Raw genomic sequence first — 19,196 nt, 5'->3', positions numbered from 1 at the left:
AAAATAAACTCTTCACAAGCATAAGCCGTGTTGCCGGAAGCGCAACGTCGCGCCGCCGGCAAGGCGCGGGTTACAAACGATCGGCGTCCACCACCGCCTGCACAAACGCCGTCGGATCCTCCTGCGGCGGGTTATGGCCCACAGCTCCCGGCAGATCCCGGTGCTCATATTTACCGGTAAATTTGGCACGGTAGCTGGCGGGAGCCGGATGCGGCGCGCCGTTATTCGCCCCTTCCAGGGTGATGGTGGGCACGGTTATCGGCGGTAGCGCCGCCAGCCGTTGTTCATAGCCGGCATACTTCGCTTCCCCTTTCTCCAGCCCCAGGCGCCAGCGGTAGTTGCTGATGGTGATCGCCACATGGTCCGGGTTATCCAGAGCCCGGGCGGTTTTGGCAAAGGTCGCGTCGCTGAATTGCCACTGCGGCGACGCCTGATGCCAGATAAATTTCGCAAAGTCGTGGGTGTTTTGCCGGTAACCGGCCTCCCCACGCGGGGTGGCAAAATAGAATTGATACCACCACGACAGCTCAGCCTGCGGCGGCAGCGGTTTTTCGCCAATCTGCTGACTGCTGATCAGATACCCGCTCACCGAGACCAGGGATTTCACCCGCTGCGGCCACAGCGCGGCGACGATATCCGCCGTGCGCGCGCCCCAGTCAAAACCGGCCAGATCCGCCTGCCTGATGTTAAGGGCGTCCATCAGATGGACAATATCGGCCGCCATCGCCGACGGCTGACCGTTACGCGGCGTGCTGGCGGAGAGGAAACGGGTCGTGCCGTAGCCGCGAAGATACGGCACGATCACCCGGTAACCCTTCTGCGCTAGAGCCGGCGCCACCTGGGCATAGCTCTGAATGTCGTAGGGCCAGCCGTGCAGCAGGATCACCGGCTGGCCGTCGCGTGGGCCGATATCCACGTAGCCAATATTCAGGTCGCCGGCGCGGATCTGCTGGATCTTGTCGAACGCCCCCGCGTCTTCAGCGGCGCAAACGGCGGCGGACCACAGGGTGGATAACCCCAGCGCCACGGCGCTGGTATAGCGGATCAGGGATAATCTGTTCATCGTTTTCTCACCTTTTATCGTCATCAAGAGAGTACGTGACCAGTAAAGCGGAAATTTGTATCCGCCATGTGCCCGACCGGGGCCATTTTTCTCTCTTAATGTCAGCGCAGCACCGCGAGATACAGTGTGATACAAAGTCGAGGTTGGCAATTGTTGCGGGCATGTGAATTTATGCTTGCCCCGGGAGATAAATCCGTTACCGTGGCAGGCATTTTTCACCACTTAAGAACGCAGGAACCCGCTATGGCGATTTTTGATGGTCACAATGACCTGCTGCTGAATCTCTGGCTTCACCATCGCGAGGATCCGGTGAGCGCCTTCTTTGCCGGGATAGAGAACGGCCATCTCGACTATCCGCGCATGCTGCAAGGCGGATTTGCCGGCGGGCTATTCGCGCTATTCGTGCCACCGCAGGAATATATTGCCCGTATGACGCCGCAATACGCCAGCCAACGATGGGATCCGATCGATATCCTCTGGCAGCAACTGGCCATCCTGAAGCAACTTATCGCGCACTCCGCTGGACGCTTGAGATTGTGTCTGAGCGCGGCGGATATCGAGCGCTGCCGCGAGGATAAGGTACTGGCGATGGTGGCGCATATTGAGGGTGCCGGAGGTTTTGATGGCGAGGGCCGCGACCTGCAGGCCTTTTATGCCGCCGGGGTCCGCAGCATTGGTCCGTTCTGGAATATTGCGAACCGCTTCGGCAGCGGCGTTAACGGTTCGTTTCCCGGTAGCCCGGACACTGGGCCTGGACTGACAGCGGCAGGTATCGATCTGATTAAGCAGGTCAATGCCTTGAAGATGCAGATTGACGTGTCTCATATGAATGAAAAAGCGTTCTGGGATACCGCCCATCACGCAACGTCACCGCTGGTGGCCACCCACTCCAATGCCCATGCCCTGTGCCCGCAGCCGCGCAATCTGACCGACCAGCAACTGCGGGCGATCCGCGACAGCGGCGGCGTGGTGGGCGTCAATTTCGGCAATGCTTTCCTGCGCGCCGACGGCCGGCGCGATAGCGACACGCCCTTAACCACCATTGTCCGGCATATCGACTATCTTATTAACATAATGGGTGAGGATCATGTGGCCCTTGGCTCGGATTTTGACGGCATCACCCTGCCGGACGAGCTGGGCGATGTGGCCGGCTTACCGCGGCTTATCAATACGTTGCGCGCTAGCGGCTATGATCAATTGGTGCTGGATAAGCTGCTGTGGCGTAACTGGCTACGGGTATTAAAAAATGTTTGGCAACAATAGGTTATATTGTAAACATAAAGTTAATTCCTTACAGATTCCGGGTTGATCTCTCTCCCGGTGAAGCGCAATATGCGGCAGCCGTCACAGATCCACCATTATCCGTGAGGCCTGTAGTCATTTTTAAGAGGAACAAAACATGTGGAAGAAACCTGCTTTTATCGATTTACGTCTCGGTCTGGAAGTGACGCTGTACATTTCTAACCGTTAATCGCCCCGCCCGCCGTTCGCGCGGGCACCTTCATTCATTACCCGGTCCGTCTTCATGTTCATTAAAGTCCTCGGTTCCGCCGCCGGCGGCGGTTTCCCGCAATGGAACTGCAACTGCGCCAACTGTCAGGGTCTGCGCGATGGCACCATTCAGGCTGCCCCCCGCACCCAGTCGTCAATTATCGTCAGCGACAACGGTAAAGAGTGGGTGCTGTGCAACGCCTCGCCGGATATCAGCCAGCAGATTGCCAATACCCCCGAGTTAAATAAAGCCGGCGTACTGCGCGGAACGCATATCGGCGGCATTATTCTCACCGACAGCCAGATCGACCACACAACCGGGTTGCTGAGCCTGCGGGAAGGCTGCCCACATCAGGTCTGGTGCACCCCGGAGGTTCATGAGGATCTCTCCACCGGCTTCCCGGTGTTTACCATGCTGCGGCACTGGAACGGCGGCCTGGTGCATCATCCCATCGCTCCGCAGCAGCCTTTTACCGTTGACGCCTGTCCTGATTTGCAGTTTACCGCGGTGCCTATCGCCAGCAACGCGCCGCCCTATTCGCCGTATCGCGACCGGCCGCTGCCGGGTCATAACGTGGCGCTGTTTATCGAAAACCGCCGCAACGGGCAGACGCTGTTCTATGCCCCGGGGCTGGGTGAGCCGGATGAAACCCTTCTGCCGTGGCTGCAAAAAGCGGACTGTCTGCTGATCGATGGCACCGTCTGGCAGGATGACGAGCTGCAGGCCGCCGGCGTCGGACGCAATACCGGCCGCGATATGGGCCACCTGGCGCTCGGCGACGAGCACGGGATGATGGCCCTGCTGGCCTCTCTGCCGGCAAAACGCAAAATTCTCATTCATATTAATAACACCAACCCGATCCTTAACGAGCAGTCTCCCCAGCGCCAGGCGCTAACGCAACAGGGGATCGAAGTGAGCTGGGACGGGATGGCAATCACCCTTCAGGATACCGCATGCTGATCACTGACACGCTGTCGCCGCAGGCCTTTGAAGAGGCTCTGCGGGCTAAAGGCGCCTTCTACCATATTCACCACCCTTACCACATCGCCATGCATAACGGCGACGCGACCCGCGAGCAAATTCAGGGTTGGGTGGCGAACCGGTTTTATTACCAGACCACTATTCCGCTGAAAGACGCGGCGATTATGGCCAACTGCCCGGATGCGCAAACCCGGCGCAAATGGGTGCAGCGGATCCTCGACCACGACGGCAGCCACGGCGAGGACGGCGGGATTGAAGCCTGGCTGCGGCTGGGGGAAGCGGTCGGTTTGAGCCGCGACGATCTGCTCAGCGAGCGTCACGTGCTGCCCGGCGTGCGCTTCGCAGTGGATGCCTATCTCAATTTCGCTCGTCGCGCCTGCTGGCAGGAGGCGGCCTGCAGCTCCCTGACCGAGCTGTTCGCCCCGCAGATCCATCAGTCGCGCCTCGACAGCTGGCCGCAGCACTATCCATGGATCAAAGAGGAAGGCTACTTTTACTTCCGCAGTCGTCTGAGCCAGGCCAATCGCGACGTTGAGCATGGCCTGGCGCTGGCGAAGGCCTACTGTGACAGCGCTGAAAAACAGAACCGGATGCTGGAGATCCTGCAGTTTAAGCTCGACATTCTGTGGTCGATGCTCGATGCCATGACCATGGCCTATGCCCTGCAGCGCCCGCCCTATCACACGGTCACCGACAAGGCGGCCTGGCACACGACCCGACTGGTGTAATCATGCAAAAAACGTCCATCGTTGCCTTTCGTCGCGGCTACCGACTGCAGTGGGAAGCCGCCCAGGAGAGCCATGTGATCCTCTATCCGGAGGGTATGGCCAAACTCAATGAGACCGCCGCGGCGATCCTCGAGCTGGTCGATGGCCGGCGCGACGTCGCGGCGATTATCGCCATGCTTAATGAACGTTTCCCGGAAGCCGGCGGCGTCGATGACGACGTCATCGAGTTCCTGCAGATCGCCTGTCAACAGAAGTGGATCACCTGCCGTGAGCCAGAGTAAACCCACCGTCAATCCGCCACTGTGGCTGCTGGCGGAGCTGACCTACCGCTGCCCGCTGCAGTGTCCCTACTGTTCCAATCCGCTGGACTTCGCCCGGCAGGATAAGGAGCTGACCACCGAACAATGGATCGAGGTCTTTCGCCAGGCGCGGGCGATGGGCAGCGTTCAGCTGGGCTTTTCCGGCGGCGAGCCGCTGACCCGTAAAGATCTGCCGGAGCTGATCCGCGCCGCGCGCGACCTCGGGTTCTATACCAACCTGATCACCTCCGGGATAGGGCTGACGGAGAGCAAACTGGACGCCTTCAGCGAGGCCGGGCTGGACCATATCCAGATTAGCTTCCAGGCCAGCGATGAAGTGCTCAACGCCGCGCTGGCCGGCAACAAAAAAGCCTTCCAGCAGAAGCTGACCATGGCCAAAGCCGTGAAAGCGCGCGACTACCCGATGGTGCTCAACTTCGTTCTCCACCGGCACAACATCGACCAGCTCGATAAAATTATCGAGCTGTGCATTGAGCTGGAAGCCGATGACGTTGAGCTGGCCACCTGCCAGTTCTACGGGTGGGCGTTTCTTAATCGCGAAGGGCTGCTGCCGACCCGGGAACAGATCGCCCGCGCCGAGCAGGTGGTCGCTGACTACCGGCAGAAAATGGCCGCCAGCGGCAACCTCACCAACCTGCTGTTCGTCACCCCGGACTATTACGAAGAGCGGCCGAAAGGCTGCATGGGCGGCTGGGGATCGATTTTCCTCAGCGTCACCCCGGAAGGCACCGCCCTGCCTTGCCACAGCGCGCGCCAGCTGCCGGTGGCGTTTCCGTCGGTGCTGGAGCAGAGTCTGGAATCGATCTGGTATGACTCATTCGGCTTCAATCGCTACCGCGGGTATGACTGGATGCCGGAGCCGTGCCGCTCCTGTGATGAAAAAGAGAAGGACTTCGGCGGCTGCCGCTGCCAGGCCTTTATGCTGACCGGCAGCGCCGATAACGCCGACCCGGTGTGCAGCAAATCCCCGCATCATCACAAAATCCTCGAGGCCCGGCGCGAAGCGGCCTGCAGCGACATAAAAGTCAGCCAGCTGCAGTTCCGCAACCGTACCCGCTCGCAGCTGATCTTCCAAACCCGGGACCTGTAATGACGCTGGCGACCCGCACCGTCACTTTGCCGGGCGGCCTGCAGGCCACCCTGGTCCATCAGCCGCAGGCGGATCGTGCGGCTGCCCTGGCGCGGGTCGCCGCCGGCAGCCACCACGAACCGTCGCGCTTCCCTGGGCTGGCGCACCTGCTGGAACATCTGCTGTTTTACGGCGGAGAGCGCTACCAGGATGATGACCGACTGATGGGCTGGGTGCAGCGCCAGGGCGGAAGCGTGAATGCCACCACCCTGGCTCGCCATAGCGCGTTCTTTTTCGAGGTTGCCGCCGATGCTCTGGCTGATGGTGTCGCGCGTCTACAGGAGATGCTGCAGGCCCCGCTGCTGCTCAGGGAAGATATTCAGCGCGAAGTGGCGGTGATTGACGCCGAGTACCGCCTGATCCAGCAGCATGAGCCATCGCGCCGGGAAGCCGCGGTGCGCCACGCCGCCAGCGCGCCCGCGGCGTTTCGCCGCTTTCAGGTTGGCAGCGCCGACGCGCTGGCGGGCGATCTCGCTGCGCTGCAGGCCGCCTTAGGCGATTTTCACCGCACCCATTACGTCGCCCGGCGAATGCAGCTCTGGCTGCAGGGGCCGCAGTCGCTGGAGGCTCTCGGCGAGCTGGCGGCCCGTTTCGCCGCCGGGCTTGCCGCAGGCGAGGCTCCGCCGCCGGCGCCGCCGCTGCGCCTGGGCGAGTTCACTGCACTGCAGCTGGCGGTCTCCAGCCAGCCCGCGCTGTGGCGCTGCCCGCTGATCGCTTTAAGTGACAACGTCACGTTACTGCGCGAGTTTTTGCTGGATGAAGCCCCCGGCAGCCTGATGGCCGGCCTGCGCCAGCGCCGGCTGGCCGGGGATGTGGCGCTGAACTGGCTGTATCAGGATCGGCACCTCGGCTGGCTGGCGCTGGTCTTCGCCAGCGACCGGCCGGAAGAGGTCGACCGGCAGATAACCCACTGGCTGCAGGCGCTACAGCAAACGACGCCTGAGCAGCAGCTACACTACTATCAGCTATCCCGGCGCCGCTTTCAGGCGCTGTCGCCTCTCGATCAGCTGCGCCAGCGGGCATTCGGCTTTGCCCCCGGCGCGCCGCCCGCCGGGTTCGCCGATTTTTGCGCCGCCCTGCAGGCCGCCCCGTCGGTCAGACTGGCCTGTCAGACCGTTTCCCCAGGGGAGCCTGTTGCCACCCAGGGCTTTAGCCTGCCGCTTAGCCGCTGGCGCCGCCGCCCTGAGTCTGACCCGGCGCTGGCGTTCGCTTTTTATCCGCAGGCCGCTGGCGATCTCGTTGCCAAATGCCCGGAGGAAGCCGCGCCGCTGCTCCACCTCCCGTCACCGGGAGAGCCGCCGAGGCTCCTGCTGCGACCGCCCTTCTACTGCTCGCCCGATCAGGCCGAAGGACTGGCGCGTGGGGAACAGCTGCGCCCACAGCTTGCCGCCCTGCGCCATGCCGGGGGACACGGCGAGTGGCATCTGTTCGACGGCAGCTGGCAGTTGACCCTCCAGCTGCCGGAGCCAGGCCGACGGCCGGAGGCGATCCTGCAGGCCATCCTGCGGCAGCTCGCGCTCCCGGTCGCCTCGCTGACCCCACCGCCGGAAAGTATCGCTATCCGTTATCTCATGGCTCAACTCCCCGAACGGCTGGGTACATGCGGGCATCAGAAAGGTTGGCTGGCGGCCCTGGCCGGCGGCAGCGCAGAAGATGCGCAGTGGATAGCGCGTCAGCTGAGCCTGATTACCGCCCCGGTTAATCCGCCGATGCCCGCTCCGGCGCCCTGCCGCCGCGGCGTCGAACGTCTGGTTTATCCGGGAGGCGATACGGCGCTGCTGGTCTTTATTCCGCTGCCGGATGGCGCCTCGCTGGCGGCCCTGCGGCTGCTGGCGCAGCATTGTGAGCCGCTATTTTTCCAGCGCCTGCGGGTGGAGCAGCAGATTGGCTATGTGGTGAGCTGCCGCTATCAGCGGGTCGCCGATCGCGACGGGCTGCTGATGGCGCTCCAGTCCCCGGATCGCCGCGCCGGGGAATTGCTGCGCTGTGGTAAAGACTTTCTGCGCCAGCTGGCCCCCATGGATGAGGCGACCTTCAGACCGCTACAGCAGCGCCTGGCCGCTCAGATCCGCGCCAGCAGGCCGCCAGAGGCGCGGGCGCTGTCCGCCCTGCGTCAGGAGTATGGTTTACCAGAGCTAACGCCGCAGGCGGTCGACGCGCTGCGCGTTGCAGAGGTGGCCGATCTGGCACGCGAAATGACCCGCCGGCGTCGCCGCTGGCAGGTGCTATTCACGACAGGGGATTAATGGCCGGGGGCATCCGGGGTCAGAAAGGCGCTGACGAAGCGCGTAAGGATCGCCGCGCCCTGCGGGCTCTCCTGCACCTCTTCGTGTAACCGCTGCGCGTCAATACCTTCCGCCTGCAGCACCGCCTCCCGGTGGCGGATCAGCGAACGGGCTATCGGCGCGGTAAATTCCGGGTGAAATTGCGTAGAGACCGCGTGAGGCCCATAGCGCACAATCTGGTGGGGATCGTGGGCGGACGCGGCCAGCACCGTGGCCCCTTCCGGCAGACGAGTCACGGTTTGCAAATGGCTCAGATGCGCAGGAAATGTAGCCGGCAGGCCGCTCAGCAGCGGATCATCGACACCCCATGGCGACAGCGTAATGGTTTGGCTGCCGCTTTCCCGCCCGCCAGGATGATACGCCACCTCGCCCCCCAGGGCATGGGCCATCAGCTGATGACCATAACAAACGCCGAACAGCGGCATGTCGATAGCCACCGCCTGCCGGATCCAGTCGGCGGTCCGTTCGCTCCACGCCAGACGATCGGTTACCATCGCCCACGAGCCGGTTAGCACCGCTAAGGTTTGGTTATCCGGCGTCGGCAGCGGTTCATCTTCAAACACCCGCACCGTGGTGAGCTGCGTCTGCCACGGCGCCAGCAGCGTGCGAAACCAGCGCGGCAGATCGCCATGCGCCTGGCGAATGGCCGTCGGCGGCGTGCCGGTCTGGACCAGCAGTAATCGGTTACGTGTCACCTTTCCTCCTCGCTCCGGGTCATGTTCCCGTAAAACACTATGCCGCCGGGAAGACGATGGGACAAATAACCAATTACTATGGACGATGCGCCTGCGGAATAAGTCCTGTCGCTTACTGGGCATCGGCGCTATCACGCTGCGGCACATCGGCTGCCGCCGAAGATGCCTGCTGCGGGACAAAAATATGGTCCAGGATGGCGCGCGCCGTCGGTCCGGCCACCACCCCATCCCCGCCGCCGTTCTCCAGAATCAGCGCCATCGCCACCTTCGGATGCTGATAAGGGGCAAACAGGGTGTAGAAGATATGGTCGCGCAGACGCACCGGGATCATTTTGGCGTTATAGGTCTGGTTTTGCTTCAGGCTAAAGACCTGCGAGGTCCCGGACTTCGCCGCGATCTGATACGGCGCAGTATGAAACAGCTTATAGCCGGTGCCGTTGGGCTGATTCGCCATCCCATACATGCCGTTGCGCACAATGCCCCAGTACGGGGATTTCGGGTCACCCACCTGCGGCAGGTTCGCCGGCTGCTGATAACGTTCCACATGGTTGCCCTGCTTCATCGAATAGAGCAGATGCGGATCCTGTACTTTACCATTGTTCAGCAGAGTGGTAAGCGCCTTCACCATCTGGATCGGGGTGGCGATCCAGTACCCCTGGCCGATGCCGACCGAGATGGTGTCCCCCTGATACCAGGGCTTTTTATGCACCCGCTGTTTCCACTCCCGGCTGGGCAGCACCCCGGCGTACTCCTCATTAAGGTCGATGCCGGTGGACTGGCCGTAGCCGAACTTGCTCAGCCATTCATGGATCCGGTCAATGCCCATCTCGAAGGCGACCTGATAGAAAAAGGTGTCCGCTGACTCTTCGATGGCTTTAGTCACGTTGAGCATGCCGTGGCCGGTTTTCAGCCAGTCGCGGTAGCGGCGTTGCGTGCCCGGCAGCGTCCACGTCGGCGCCCCGAAGAAGGTGGTGTTCGGGGTGATGACCCCAGCGGAGAGCGCCGACAGCGCCATATAGGGTTTGACCGTCGAAGCCGGAGGATATAGCCCCTGGGTGACGCGGTTGATCAGCGGCCGGTCCGGATTCTCCAGCAGCGATTTATAGGCCTGATAGCCGATACCTTTGACGAACGGATTAGGATCGTAGCTGGGACTGGAGACCATCGCCAGCACGCCGCCATCCCGCGGGTCGACCACCACCACCGCCGCCCGCTGTCCCTTCAGCACCGACTCAATATACTGCTGGAGATGAAGGTCGAGAGTCAGATAGAGGTTTTTTCCGGCCACCGGCGGCACCTCTTTCAGTAGACGCACCACCCGGCCGTGGTTATCCACCTCCACTTCCTGATAGCCGGTGGTGCCGTGGAGCGCTTTTTCATAATAGCCCTCGATGCCCTGCTTACCGATATTGCGGTCGGCGGCGTAGTTCTCCTCTTCGCCGTTTTTCGCCAGCCGCTGCAGATCGCTGTCGTTGATTTTCGACACATAGCCCACCACGTGCGCCAGCTCTGCGCCGTAGGGGTATTCCCGTTGTTGGTAGCTCTCCACCGTCACGCCGGGGAAACGGAATTCGTTGACCGCGAAGCGGGCCACCTCCACATCGCTGAGGTCTGACTTGAGGGTGACCGCTTTGTAGCGGCTGGTGTGGTGCATATCGTCGCGAAAGCTGGCGATGTCGTCCGGCGTCAGGTCGACGATAGGCGTCAGCTGCTGCAACAGCGCGGCCATATCGTGAATTTTGCTCGGGATCACCTGCAGGCGATACAGGGTGATATTCTGCACCAGCGGAATGCCGTTGCGATCGAATATCAGCCCGCGGCTGGGGGCGATGGGCAGCATTTTGATGTCGTTCTGGTTTGACCGGGTCTGGTAAAAATCGTGCTGCTCCACCTGCAGATGGTAGAGGTTAACGATCAGCACGCCAAAGCAGACCACCACCAGCAGAAAAGCAATTGCGGCCCGGCGGATAAACAGCATCTCTTCCGCGGAGTGGTCGCGAATTTCGTCTCTCAAAAGGGGCATTAGCGGTACATCACCTGAATCACTGGAAAAGCCAACGGCGTAACGGCCGGGAAGCATAGCCTTATCGCAGCGTCAGCCCTACTGAAAGGTTGCTAATGATCTGGCAGAAATGTTTCAGCATGTTAGAGGGATCGTTATTCTTAACCTTGCCCGTGACGCGTCAGGCTATATTCACGATGCCCGACGCGTCGGCGCAGCTCACTGTTCTGCGCGGGCCGCCACGTGGGAGGTAGCCGACTTCCCTGAGGTATAGATTAAGTACAGCGCGAGGGCCAGACATATCACCGCCGCCAGTCGCGCCGGCGAGAACGCCATCGTGCTGTTGCCCAGCCAGCCAAAGTTGTCGATCAGCAGGCTCATCGTCAGCTGGCCAAAGATCACCGCCACGGTGGCCGTAGCGGTGCCTATCCGCTGCACCGCCAGCACCATAATGACGATGTAGGGCACGCCGCAAAATGCGCCCAGCAGCTGCCACTTAGGCACCTGTAGCAGGTTTACCGACGTCGCTGGAGCAAAAAACAGGATCAGCAATCCCGTCACCAGCGCGCCGGTGGCGAAGGTTAAAAAGGCGCTGCGCAGCACCCCCACCTGGCTGCCAAGACGGCCATTTATCGCCGCCTGGACGCTAAGCAATGCGCCGCCGCACAGTGCCAGAATGATCACTATCGTATCCATTTCCCCTCCTTAACCCAGAGCCACCAGCAGTAACGCCGCCATAATCAACATCAGCGCCATGGCGCGCCGCGGATCGATTTTGCGCCGTGGGCTACCGAATAACCCGTAATGGTCGATCGCCAGGCTTTTCGCAATCTGACCCGCCAGGATGCCGATCATGGTCATGGCAATACCAATCACCGGCGTCGCCACAGTCAAGATCACCACGTACCCCGCCCCCAACAGACCGCCGGTGAGTTGCCAGCCGGGCAGAGAAAAGAACGACGGGCTGCTACGCGGGCTGAAAAAGAGCATCAGAAAAAAGGTTAACACTGCGCCAATCCCAAAGATGCTCATGGTTGCCCACAGATCCCCCACCTGGCTCGCCAGCGGCCCCAGCAGGCCGGCCTCGACCGATAATCCCATGCCGCCGGCAATCACTAATAAAATGAATAATAACGCCATTACTGCGCCTCCTCTGTACAACAGGCGGCTGAGGATAAAACAGCGTGCTGATGCGATAAACGGTATAATGCAGAAAACACTATTGCAGGAATTGCACAGATGGCCGATGCCAGCAGCGTCGATTTTCGCGCCCTTCAGCTTTTCATCGCGGTTTACGATAACCAGAGTTTTTCCGTAGTGGCCCGCCGCGAAGGGGTCTCTCCCTCGCTGATCTCGCGAACCATCCAGCAGCTGGAAGATGCCCTCGGGCAGCAGCTGTTCTACCGCAACACCCGTGCCGTGGTACCGACCGAAGCAGGACGCCTTTTCGCAGCGTCCGCCCGGGAACTGCTGGGACAGTACGCCGACGCGCAACGGGCGTTACAGGATCGGGCACAGGTCCCCGGCGGGCTGGTGCGGATCAATGCGCCGGTCTATTTTGGTCAGCGGCATATCGCCCCCTGGCTTCCGGAACTGGCGGCCCTGCATCCCAAACTGCAGTTTGACCTGACGCTGACCGACGATTTTATCGATCCCCATCGCGATGCGACGGATATCCTTTTTCGCATCAGCAGCCTGCCGGACGCGGGCTATCACGCCAGAGTGTTTGGCAGCCAGCGCTATTACCTGACCGCCTCCCCGGAGTATGTTTCACGGTACGGCAGCCCGACTTCGCCGGAGGCATTGCATCAACATTGCACGCTGGTGTATGGCGGTTCGCAGGGAGCCAACCGCTGGCTGTTTCGCCAGCGCGAAGAGGCATGGGTGCACTATCCGTTGACCCCGCTCATGACCTCGAACAATGCCGATGCCCTGCTCACTTCAGCCATCGGCGGGATGGGGATCGTGTTATTTCCCGACTGGATGGTCAGCGAGGCGCTGCACAACGGGACATTAGTCACGCTGATGGATCGCTATTCGGCGGCCATCAGCCACACGCCATCGTATATCGCGGCGATTTATCCTTATACCCGCCATCCCTCTCTCAACGTGCGGACAGTGATTGACTATTTTGCCGACGTGTTTGGATCGCCGCCCTACTGGCAGCGCTAATGCGAGTTTCGTAGTAAAACTTGTCATATCTCAAACAATTAGCATTTCTTCGCCCAGCTTGACGCGGATCGTTTCCTTTGCCGCCTCGTTACGGCTATGGTTACTAATGAGGTTAATCTCAATCTCCAGGCCGACACGGTCCCACCAGGGGGTTGCCTAACCCTTCATTGAACGGAAATAGCTATTAAATCCGTAGATTCATTCAAATATCGCTTATTGGTAGCAGTGTATATCGTAACGGCATTCACAAAAGCAAACGGAGCCTGATATGAGCACGTCTAACGACCCATCCAACAATGCATCCGCCGGGAAGTGCCCTTTCCACGCCGAGACGCCAAAACAGAGCGCCGGCAGCGGCACCGCCAACCGCGACTGGTGGCCGAACCAGCTGCGTGTCGATCTGTTAAACCAGCACTCCAATCGCTCCAACCCGTTGGGTGAGAATTTTAACTACAGGGAAGAGTTTAAAAAGCTCGATTACTCCGCGCTGAAGGCTGATCTCAGAGCGCTGCTGACCGATTCGCAAGAGTGGTGGCCGGCAGACTGGGGTAGCTATATTGGCTTGTTTATTCGTATGGCCTGGCACGGCGCCGGCACCTACCGCACCGTTGACGGTCGCGGCGGCGCAGGTCGTGGACAGCAGCGCTTTGCTCCCCTGAACTCCTGGCCTGACAACGTCAGCCTCGATAAGGCCCGCCGTCTGCTGTGGCCGGTGAAACAGAAATATGGCCAGAAAATCTCCTGGGCCGACCTTTACATGCTGGCGGGTAACGTCGCTCTGGAAAACGCTGGCTTCCGCACCTTTGGCTTTGGCGCCGGTCGCGAAGACGTCTGGGAACCGGATCTCGACGTCGACTGGGGCGATGAGAAAGAGTGGCTGGCCCACCGTCATCCGGAAAGCCTGGCGAAACAGGCCATCGGTGCCACCGAAATGGGTCTGATTTATGTCAACCCGGAAGGTCCGAACGCCAGCGGCGAGCCGCTGTCCGCCGCGGCGGCCATTCGCGCCACCTTCGGCAATATGGCGATGGACGATGAAGAGATCGTCGCGCTGATCGCCGGCGGCCATACGCTGGGCAAAACCCACGGCGCCGCAGAAACCAGCCACGTCGGCGCCGAGCCGGAAGCCGCGCCGCTGGAAGCGCAGGGTCTGGGCTGGCACTCCAGCTACGGCAGCGGCGCAGGCGCGGACGCCATCACCTCCGGTCTGGAAGTGGTCTGGACGCAGACGCCCACCCAGTGGAGCAACTACTTTTTCGAAAACCTGTTCAAATACGAATGGGTGCAGACCCGCAGCCCGGCTGGCGCGATCCAGTTCGAAGCCAAAGACGCGCCGGAGATTATCCCGGATCCGTTTAACCCGGAGAAAAAGCGCAAACCGACCATGCTGGTCACCGACCTGACCCTGCGCTTCGACCCGGAGTTTGAAAAAATCTCCCGCCGCTTCCTCAACGATCCGCAGGCCTTTAACGAGGCGTTCGCCCGGGCGTGGTTCAAGCTGACCCACCGTGATATGGGGCCAAAATCCCGTTACCTCGGGCCGGAAGTGCCGAAAGAAGATCTGATTTGGCAGGATCCGCTGCCGGCAGCGACCCATCAGCCGAGCGCGGAAGATATCGCCAGCCTGAAAACCGCCATCGCCGGCGCCGGCCTGTCGGTCAGTGAGCTGGTCTCGGTCGCCTGGGCGTCCGCCTCCACCTTCCGCGGCGGCGATAAACGCGGCGGCGCTAACGGCGCGCGTCTGGCGCTGGCCCCGCAGAAAGACTGGCCGGTTAACGCCATCGCCAGCCGGGTGCTGCCGACCCTGCAGGCGATCCAGCGCGCCTCCGGCAAAGCGTCGCTGGCCGATATTATCGTGCTGGCCGGCGTGGTCGGCGTTGAGCAGGCGGCCGCTGCCGCCGGCGTCAGCGTCAATGTGCCGTTTACCCCAGGCCGCGTCGACGCTCTGCCTGAGCAGACCGACGTCGAGTCGTTTGATCTGCTGCAGCCGCTGGCGGATGGCTTCCGCAACTATCGCCGTATCGAAGGCGGTGTCTCGACGGAAACCCTTCTGATCGATAAAGCGCAGCAGCTGACGCTAACCGCCCCGGAAATGACCGTGCTGGTCGGTGGCTTGCGCGTACTGGGCGCGAACTACGACGGCAGCAAACACGGGGTGTTTACCGACCGCGTCGGCGTGCTCAGCAATGACTTCTTCGTTAATCTGCTTGATATGGCTACCGTCTGGAAAGCGGCCGATGATAACGCGGAGCTGTTTACCGGCAGCGACCGTAAAACCGGCGAAGCGAAGTACAGCGCCACCCGCGTGGATCTGGTGTTTGGCTCCAACTCGGTACTGCGCGCCCTGGCGGAAGTGTACGCCTGCGCCGACGGGCAGCAGAAGCTGGTGCATGACTTCGTTGCCGCCTGGACCAAGGTGATGAACCTCGACCGCTTCGATCTGTAATCCCCTCGCCCCGGCTCCCGCCGGGGCGTTTTTCTTATACCGCCCGCGGCAGCTGTTGCAGGCGACTCCGCGTTCGTTGAATATCCTCCAGTTCCACCCCTGCCACCAGCGTCTCCAGGTCGCAGCGGGTCACCAGCAGCAGGCGGATCTGCTTTTCATACAGCACATCAATCACATTGATAAAGCGCTGCTGGGTCGCCGGCCCCACCGTAGCCAATGGCGGCACCTCGTCCAGTAGCCAGACGGCATAGCTTTCGCAGAGCGTCAGATAGTCCATCACCGCCGTGGCGGCCTGACAAAGCTGGGTAAAGGTGAAGTGCAGCAACGCGGGCGACGCCGCGGCCGCCAGCAGCGTGCGATAGCCTACCGTCAGCGAAACCGGTTCGCCAGGCAGCGACGGCAGGTCATACAGCTGACGCTGTTGTGCATTCGGATTAACCCACATCCGCCCGCTGCAGAAGGCGTTATCCTGGCTCAGATGCCGTTCGCGATAATCTTCCTCGCCGTTCAGCGCCACCACCGTTAGATGGGCGCGGATCAGCGCGATCGACGGTAAAAAGCGATCGTGATACAGCGGATTGGGCAGCAGCATCTCCGGCGGGTAGTTTGAGGTGGCCAGCAGCACGATACCGTGTTGAAAGAGGTGTTCCAGCAAGGCTTTAATCAGCATGGCGTCGCCGGGGTCGTGCAGATGAAATTCGTCGAAGCATAGCAGGCGGCAACCGGATGTCATCTGCCTCATCACCGTCTGCAGGTCGGGCGCTCCGGGGGCATTCAGCCGCTGGTGCAGTTCGCGGAAGAAGTGATGAAAATGGACCCGCCGCCTGGCGGCGAGCGGCAGGCTGGCGAAAAAGTGGTCGAGGATAAAGCTTTTCCCTCGCCCGGTACGTCCCCAGACGTATACCCCCTGCGGCCTGCCTGTCGTGGACACCAACTGCTGACCGAGGGCGTCAAGGCGGGCGATGAGTGACAGCTGATCGTCGTCCAGCGTCAGACGCGCCCGCGCCGCCTGCTCGGCCATCACGCGGGTAAAACGAAAATCAGCCGTCACCTCTGTGGGACCAGATTCCGAGGGTACACATCCATTATTTAACATTCTTATAACCTCCTGCGAGGAGGCCATTCTAGCCGCTTTCCCGCGGGATGGCGAATCGCGCGACGAGCGGCCATTTCCGCTGCTCCGCCGCCAGCCCCTACGCCTCTCCGACACGCCAGTGCACCGATGTGACGTTCTGCTGAACGCCCATTTGCGCCATAATTTGCGCCAGCGTTTTTTGGTGCTGCTTATGACTAATCAGCTGCGCGCAAATCTCCAGATGGTCCGCTGTGTCCGCCGCCGCCGACTGCAATCCCTGCAGGGTAAACCGCTGCTGCTGCGCAATATTCAGCAACAGCTGACGCACGGCATTTTCATGTTCGCGCAGACAGGTGACGCGTAAGACATAGCGTTTCTCTTCGTCACCGGCCCCCGGCAAGGCATGAATGCGCTGCGCCGCCTCGCGCAGCAGGATATTGGCGCACAGAATAATCAGCGTAGCCGCCGTCGCGTTCCAGAACTGTCCCAGGCCGCAGAGTACGCCGATCCCGGCCGAACACCACAGCGTGGCGGCGGTATTGAGGCCGCGGACGTTCATACCATCGCGCATAATCACCCCTGCCCCAAGGAAGCCGATACCGGAGACGATCTGCGCTGCAATACGCCCCGGGCTGTCCGGCGAGGCCGACATCGCGCTGAGAATAAACACCGCCGCGCCGGTGGCCACCAGGGCATTGGTGCGTAAACCGGCCATACGTTGTCGCCACTGTCTTTCCGCGCCGATCAGCGCCCCCAACAACATTGCCGCGAGTAAATGTGTCATATAAGGAAATACCATCGCGCCTTCCTCCAGAAAACAGAAAGCCAAAAATTACAGATGTAGCGCTCAGCCGCGCCGGGCGATTAGCCGGTGGATGATGGTGGAGGAAATAAGGGTCTGGAAAACATAAACATAACGCTGCCTCTCGCGCTCAATGGCGCATAAATTATTGAGGGAGGCAATCCGGAACTGAGAGATTGCTGCCCGCCGGGACGGCAAGCAGCGAAATGATCGCGTTAGCTTGCCGGAAAATCGCAATAAGGGTGACTGTCCAACGTATGACTCCTGAATAAAAGTGGGCACATTATAGCCCGGGGTAATGATGGGTAAAGCACGAAAACGCCGCCGGTGACGATTCGTTTAGTTTGTCTTTCGCGGGTCCTGCGTAGCGTGACATCGCCAGGCGACTAAAATGCCGTCAGCGGTGATTTACTTCAATTCCTTCGCTGGGATGCGGCGAAAACCAGCATGAATATCAACTTTATGTCTCCCCAGCGCGATCTTACGCTAAAGAATGTCGCTAAGGCTAAGGATTAAAAATTTAAAACTATTAACAATCAATTAACATTAGCAGGCAAACCATTCTTCCTGAGGAACACAACACCATGTCTACCACCCAGGTTCTCGGCGAAACGCCCTATGCTTCGCCAGGACAACCGCACGCCAGCTTAACCGGACGCATTGATGCGCTGCCCGCCTCATTTGGGTTATGGTCGTTTATTACCCTGCTCTCACTTGGCGGCTTCTTTGAGCTCTACGATCTCTTCCAGACCGGGTATATCAGCGCGGGCCTGCTGGCGGAGGGCATTTTCCACACCGGACAGGCGGGCATCTTCGGCATCGCCGACCAGGCGGCCTTCGCCTCCGCCACCTTTATGGGGCTGTTTATCGGCGCCAGTCTGCTGGCGCCGCTGGCGGACAAACTGGGCCGCCGCCTGACCTTTATGGTGGCGCTCGCCTGGTACGGTCTTTTTTCGCTGCTGATGGCGACGCAGAGTAGCGCGGAAGGGGTGATCTTCTTCCGCTTTCTGGTGGGGATCGGCCTCGGCATTGAGCTGGTGACCATTGATACCTATCTCAGCGAATGGGTGCCAACCCATCTGCGCAATAAAGCCTTTGCCTTTGCCTTCTTCATCCAGTTCCTCTCGGTTCCGGCGGTGGCGCTGATGTCCTGGATGCTGGTGCCGACCACCCTGTTCGGCCTCAGCGGCTGGCGCTGGGTGATCATCTTTGGCGCACTGTTCTCGCTGGCGATCTGGTTTATCCGTAAAAAGCTACCGGAGTCAGCCCGCTGGCTGGAAAGCAAAGGGAGGCATGATGACGCGCATACGGTGATGTGTGAGATGGAAGCCCGCTGCGGCCTGACGCCGTCGCCAAAGCATGCGCATGCGGCACAGAGCGTCGTCAAACGCGGCACCTTCCGCGAAATCTGGGCGCCGCAGTATCGGCAGCGCACCCTGATGCTGATGGTGATGAACTTCTTCCAGGCGATCGGTTTCTTCGGCTTTGGCAACTGGCTGCCGGCGCTGCTCTCCGGTCAGGGCGCCAGCATCACCCATAGCCTGCTGTACGCCTTCTTTATCACCCTCGCCTATCCGCTGGGCTGTCTGTTCTGCACCCGCTTCGTGCATCGTTTTGAAAACAAGTGGCAGATTGTCCTCTCCGCGCTGATGACCGTTATCTTCGGCACCCTGTTCGCTCTGCAAAACAGTCCGATCCTGTTGGTGATCTGCGGGTTTATGATCACCTGGTCCAACGCCTGGCTGACCATCAGCTACCACGCCTACCAGGCCGAGGTCTTCCCGACCCATATTCGCGCCCGCGCCGTCGGCTTCTGCTACTCGTTCAGCCGGCTCTCGACCGCGGTGACCAGCATTCTGATCGGCATTATTCTGCAATACGCCGGCACGCCGGGAGTAATTAGCTTTATCGTCGTCAGTATGCTGATGGTGATGCTGTCGGTAGGGATCTTCGGCCCGAGAACGCGGGGCATTCGTCTGGAGAATATCTGATGGCGGTCGCCGCCG

The 19,196-nt window shown here is 60.8% G+C and carries 17 protein-coding genes; 10 read left to right on the top strand and 7 right to left on the bottom strand.

Annotated features, from left to right (window positions below; genetic code table 11):
• Positions 1-70 precede the first annotated feature (70 nt).
• Entirely contained in the window at positions 71-1,063 is a 993-nt protein-coding gene (locus KB892_RS11560; RefSeq protein ID WP_004180015.1) for an alpha/beta fold hydrolase, read from the bottom strand.
• 243 nt (positions 1,064-1,306) lie between these two features.
• Between KB892_RS11560 and KB892_RS11555 the strand changes: the two genes are divergently transcribed.
• The 7 genes from KB892_RS11555 (at position 1,307) to pqqF (ending at position 7,959) form a co-directional block, all read left to right on the top strand.
• Positions 1,307-2,326: a dipeptidase gene (locus KB892_RS11555; RefSeq protein ID WP_004199994.1), complete on the top strand. Its 1,020-nt coding sequence runs from the start codon at positions 1,307-1,309 to the stop codon at positions 2,324-2,326.
• A 136-nt stretch (positions 2,327-2,462) separates the two neighbouring features.
• Positions 2,463-2,534 (top strand): pyrroloquinoline quinone precursor peptide PqqA, encoded by a 72-nt coding sequence (pqqA, locus tag KB892_RS11550; protein WP_002905689.1) that lies wholly within the window; start codon positions 2,463-2,465, stop codon positions 2,532-2,534.
• A gap of 54 nt (positions 2,535-2,588) precedes the next feature.
• Positions 2,589-3,515, top strand: a complete 927-nt coding sequence (gene pqqB, locus KB892_RS11545; RefSeq protein WP_004199996.1) for a pyrroloquinoline quinone biosynthesis protein PqqB — start codon at positions 2,589-2,591, stop codon at positions 3,513-3,515.
• A complete protein-coding gene (gene pqqC / locus KB892_RS11540; protein WP_004143685.1) occupies positions 3,509-4,264 on the top strand; it encodes a pyrroloquinoline-quinone synthase PqqC in 756 nt (251 codons plus the stop codon). The genes pqqB and pqqC overlap by 7 nt, the downstream gene beginning before the upstream one ends.
• Positions 4,265-4,266: 2 nt before the next feature.
• Entirely contained in the window at positions 4,267-4,545 is a 279-nt protein-coding gene (gene pqqD, locus KB892_RS11535) for a pyrroloquinoline quinone biosynthesis peptide chaperone PqqD (protein WP_004143686.1), read from the top strand.
• On the top strand, positions 4,532-5,674 hold the full coding sequence (gene pqqE, locus KB892_RS11530) for a pyrroloquinoline quinone biosynthesis protein PqqE (protein ID WP_004199999.1): 1,143 nt from the start codon (positions 4,532-4,534) through the stop codon (positions 5,672-5,674). The genes pqqD and pqqE overlap by 14 nt, the downstream gene beginning before the upstream one ends.
• Entirely contained in the window at positions 5,674-7,959 is a 2,286-nt protein-coding gene (gene pqqF / locus KB892_RS11525; RefSeq protein WP_004200002.1) for a pyrroloquinoline quinone biosynthesis protein PqqF, read from the top strand. The genes pqqE and pqqF overlap by 1 nt, the downstream gene beginning before the upstream one ends.
• Here the strand turns inward: pqqF and KB892_RS11520 are convergent.
• The 4 genes from KB892_RS11520 to KB892_RS11505 form a co-directional block, all read right to left on the bottom strand.
• Entirely contained in the window at positions 7,956-8,693 is a 738-nt protein-coding gene (locus KB892_RS11520) for a glutamine amidotransferase (RefSeq protein WP_004200004.1), read from the bottom strand. The genes pqqF and KB892_RS11520 overlap by 4 nt on opposite strands.
• A 112-nt stretch (positions 8,694-8,805) precedes the next feature.
• Positions 8,806-10,716, bottom strand: a complete 1,911-nt coding sequence (mrdA, locus tag KB892_RS11515) for a penicillin-binding protein 2 (protein ID WP_004200006.1) — start codon at positions 10,714-10,716, stop codon at positions 8,806-8,808.
• A 198-nt stretch (positions 10,717-10,914) separates the two neighbouring features.
• Positions 10,915-11,391, bottom strand: a complete 477-nt coding sequence (locus KB892_RS11510) for a DMT family transporter (protein WP_004200007.1) — start codon at positions 11,389-11,391, stop codon at positions 10,915-10,917.
• Positions 11,392-11,400: 9 nt separating this feature from the next.
• Entirely contained in the window at positions 11,401-11,835 is a 435-nt protein-coding gene (locus tag KB892_RS11505; RefSeq protein ID WP_004200008.1) for a DMT family transporter, read from the bottom strand.
• A 99-nt stretch (positions 11,836-11,934) separates the two neighbouring features.
• Here KB892_RS11505 and KB892_RS11500 point away from each other — a divergent pair, with 99 nt between their 5' ends.
• Both KB892_RS11500 and katG read left to right on the top strand, forming a co-directional pair.
• Positions 11,935-12,867: a LysR family transcriptional regulator gene (locus KB892_RS11500; RefSeq protein WP_004200013.1), complete on the top strand. Its 933-nt coding sequence runs from the start codon at positions 11,935-11,937 to the stop codon at positions 12,865-12,867.
• Between the two features lie 268 nt (positions 12,868-13,135).
• The gene (gene katG / locus KB892_RS11495) at positions 13,136-15,313 is read left to right on the top strand and encodes a catalase/peroxidase HPI (RefSeq protein WP_004176050.1); all 2,178 of its coding nucleotides are present in this window, start codon (positions 13,136-13,138) and stop codon (positions 15,311-15,313) included.
• Between the two features lie 34 nt (positions 15,314-15,347).
• On the opposite strand, the gene zapE is transcribed toward katG, so the two are convergent.
• The gene (gene zapE, locus KB892_RS11490) at positions 15,348-16,409 is read right to left on the bottom strand and encodes a cell division protein ZapE (RefSeq protein WP_025403899.1); all 1,062 of its coding nucleotides are present in this window, start codon (positions 16,407-16,409) and stop codon (positions 15,348-15,350) included.
• Positions 16,410-16,506: 97 nt separating this feature from the next.
• Positions 16,507-17,187, bottom strand: coding sequence for an MgtC family protein (locus KB892_RS11485; RefSeq protein ID WP_002906011.1), 681 nt, complete (start codon positions 17,185-17,187; stop codon positions 16,507-16,509).
• A gap of 587 nt (positions 17,188-17,774) precedes the next feature.
• Between KB892_RS11485 and KB892_RS11480 the strand changes: the two genes are divergently transcribed.
• Positions 17,775-19,181, top strand: a complete 1,407-nt coding sequence (locus KB892_RS11480; RefSeq protein WP_004143698.1) for an MFS transporter — start codon at positions 17,775-17,777, stop codon at positions 19,179-19,181.
• Positions 19,182-19,196 lie beyond the last annotated feature (15 nt).

Source organism: Klebsiella sp. P1927, from assembly GCF_018204675.1.
GTDB lineage: Bacteria > Pseudomonadota > Gammaproteobacteria > Enterobacterales > Enterobacteriaceae > Klebsiella > Klebsiella pneumoniae.
Note: the sequence above shows the minus strand (reverse complement) of the source record. Positions and strands in the feature narration are given on the sequence as shown.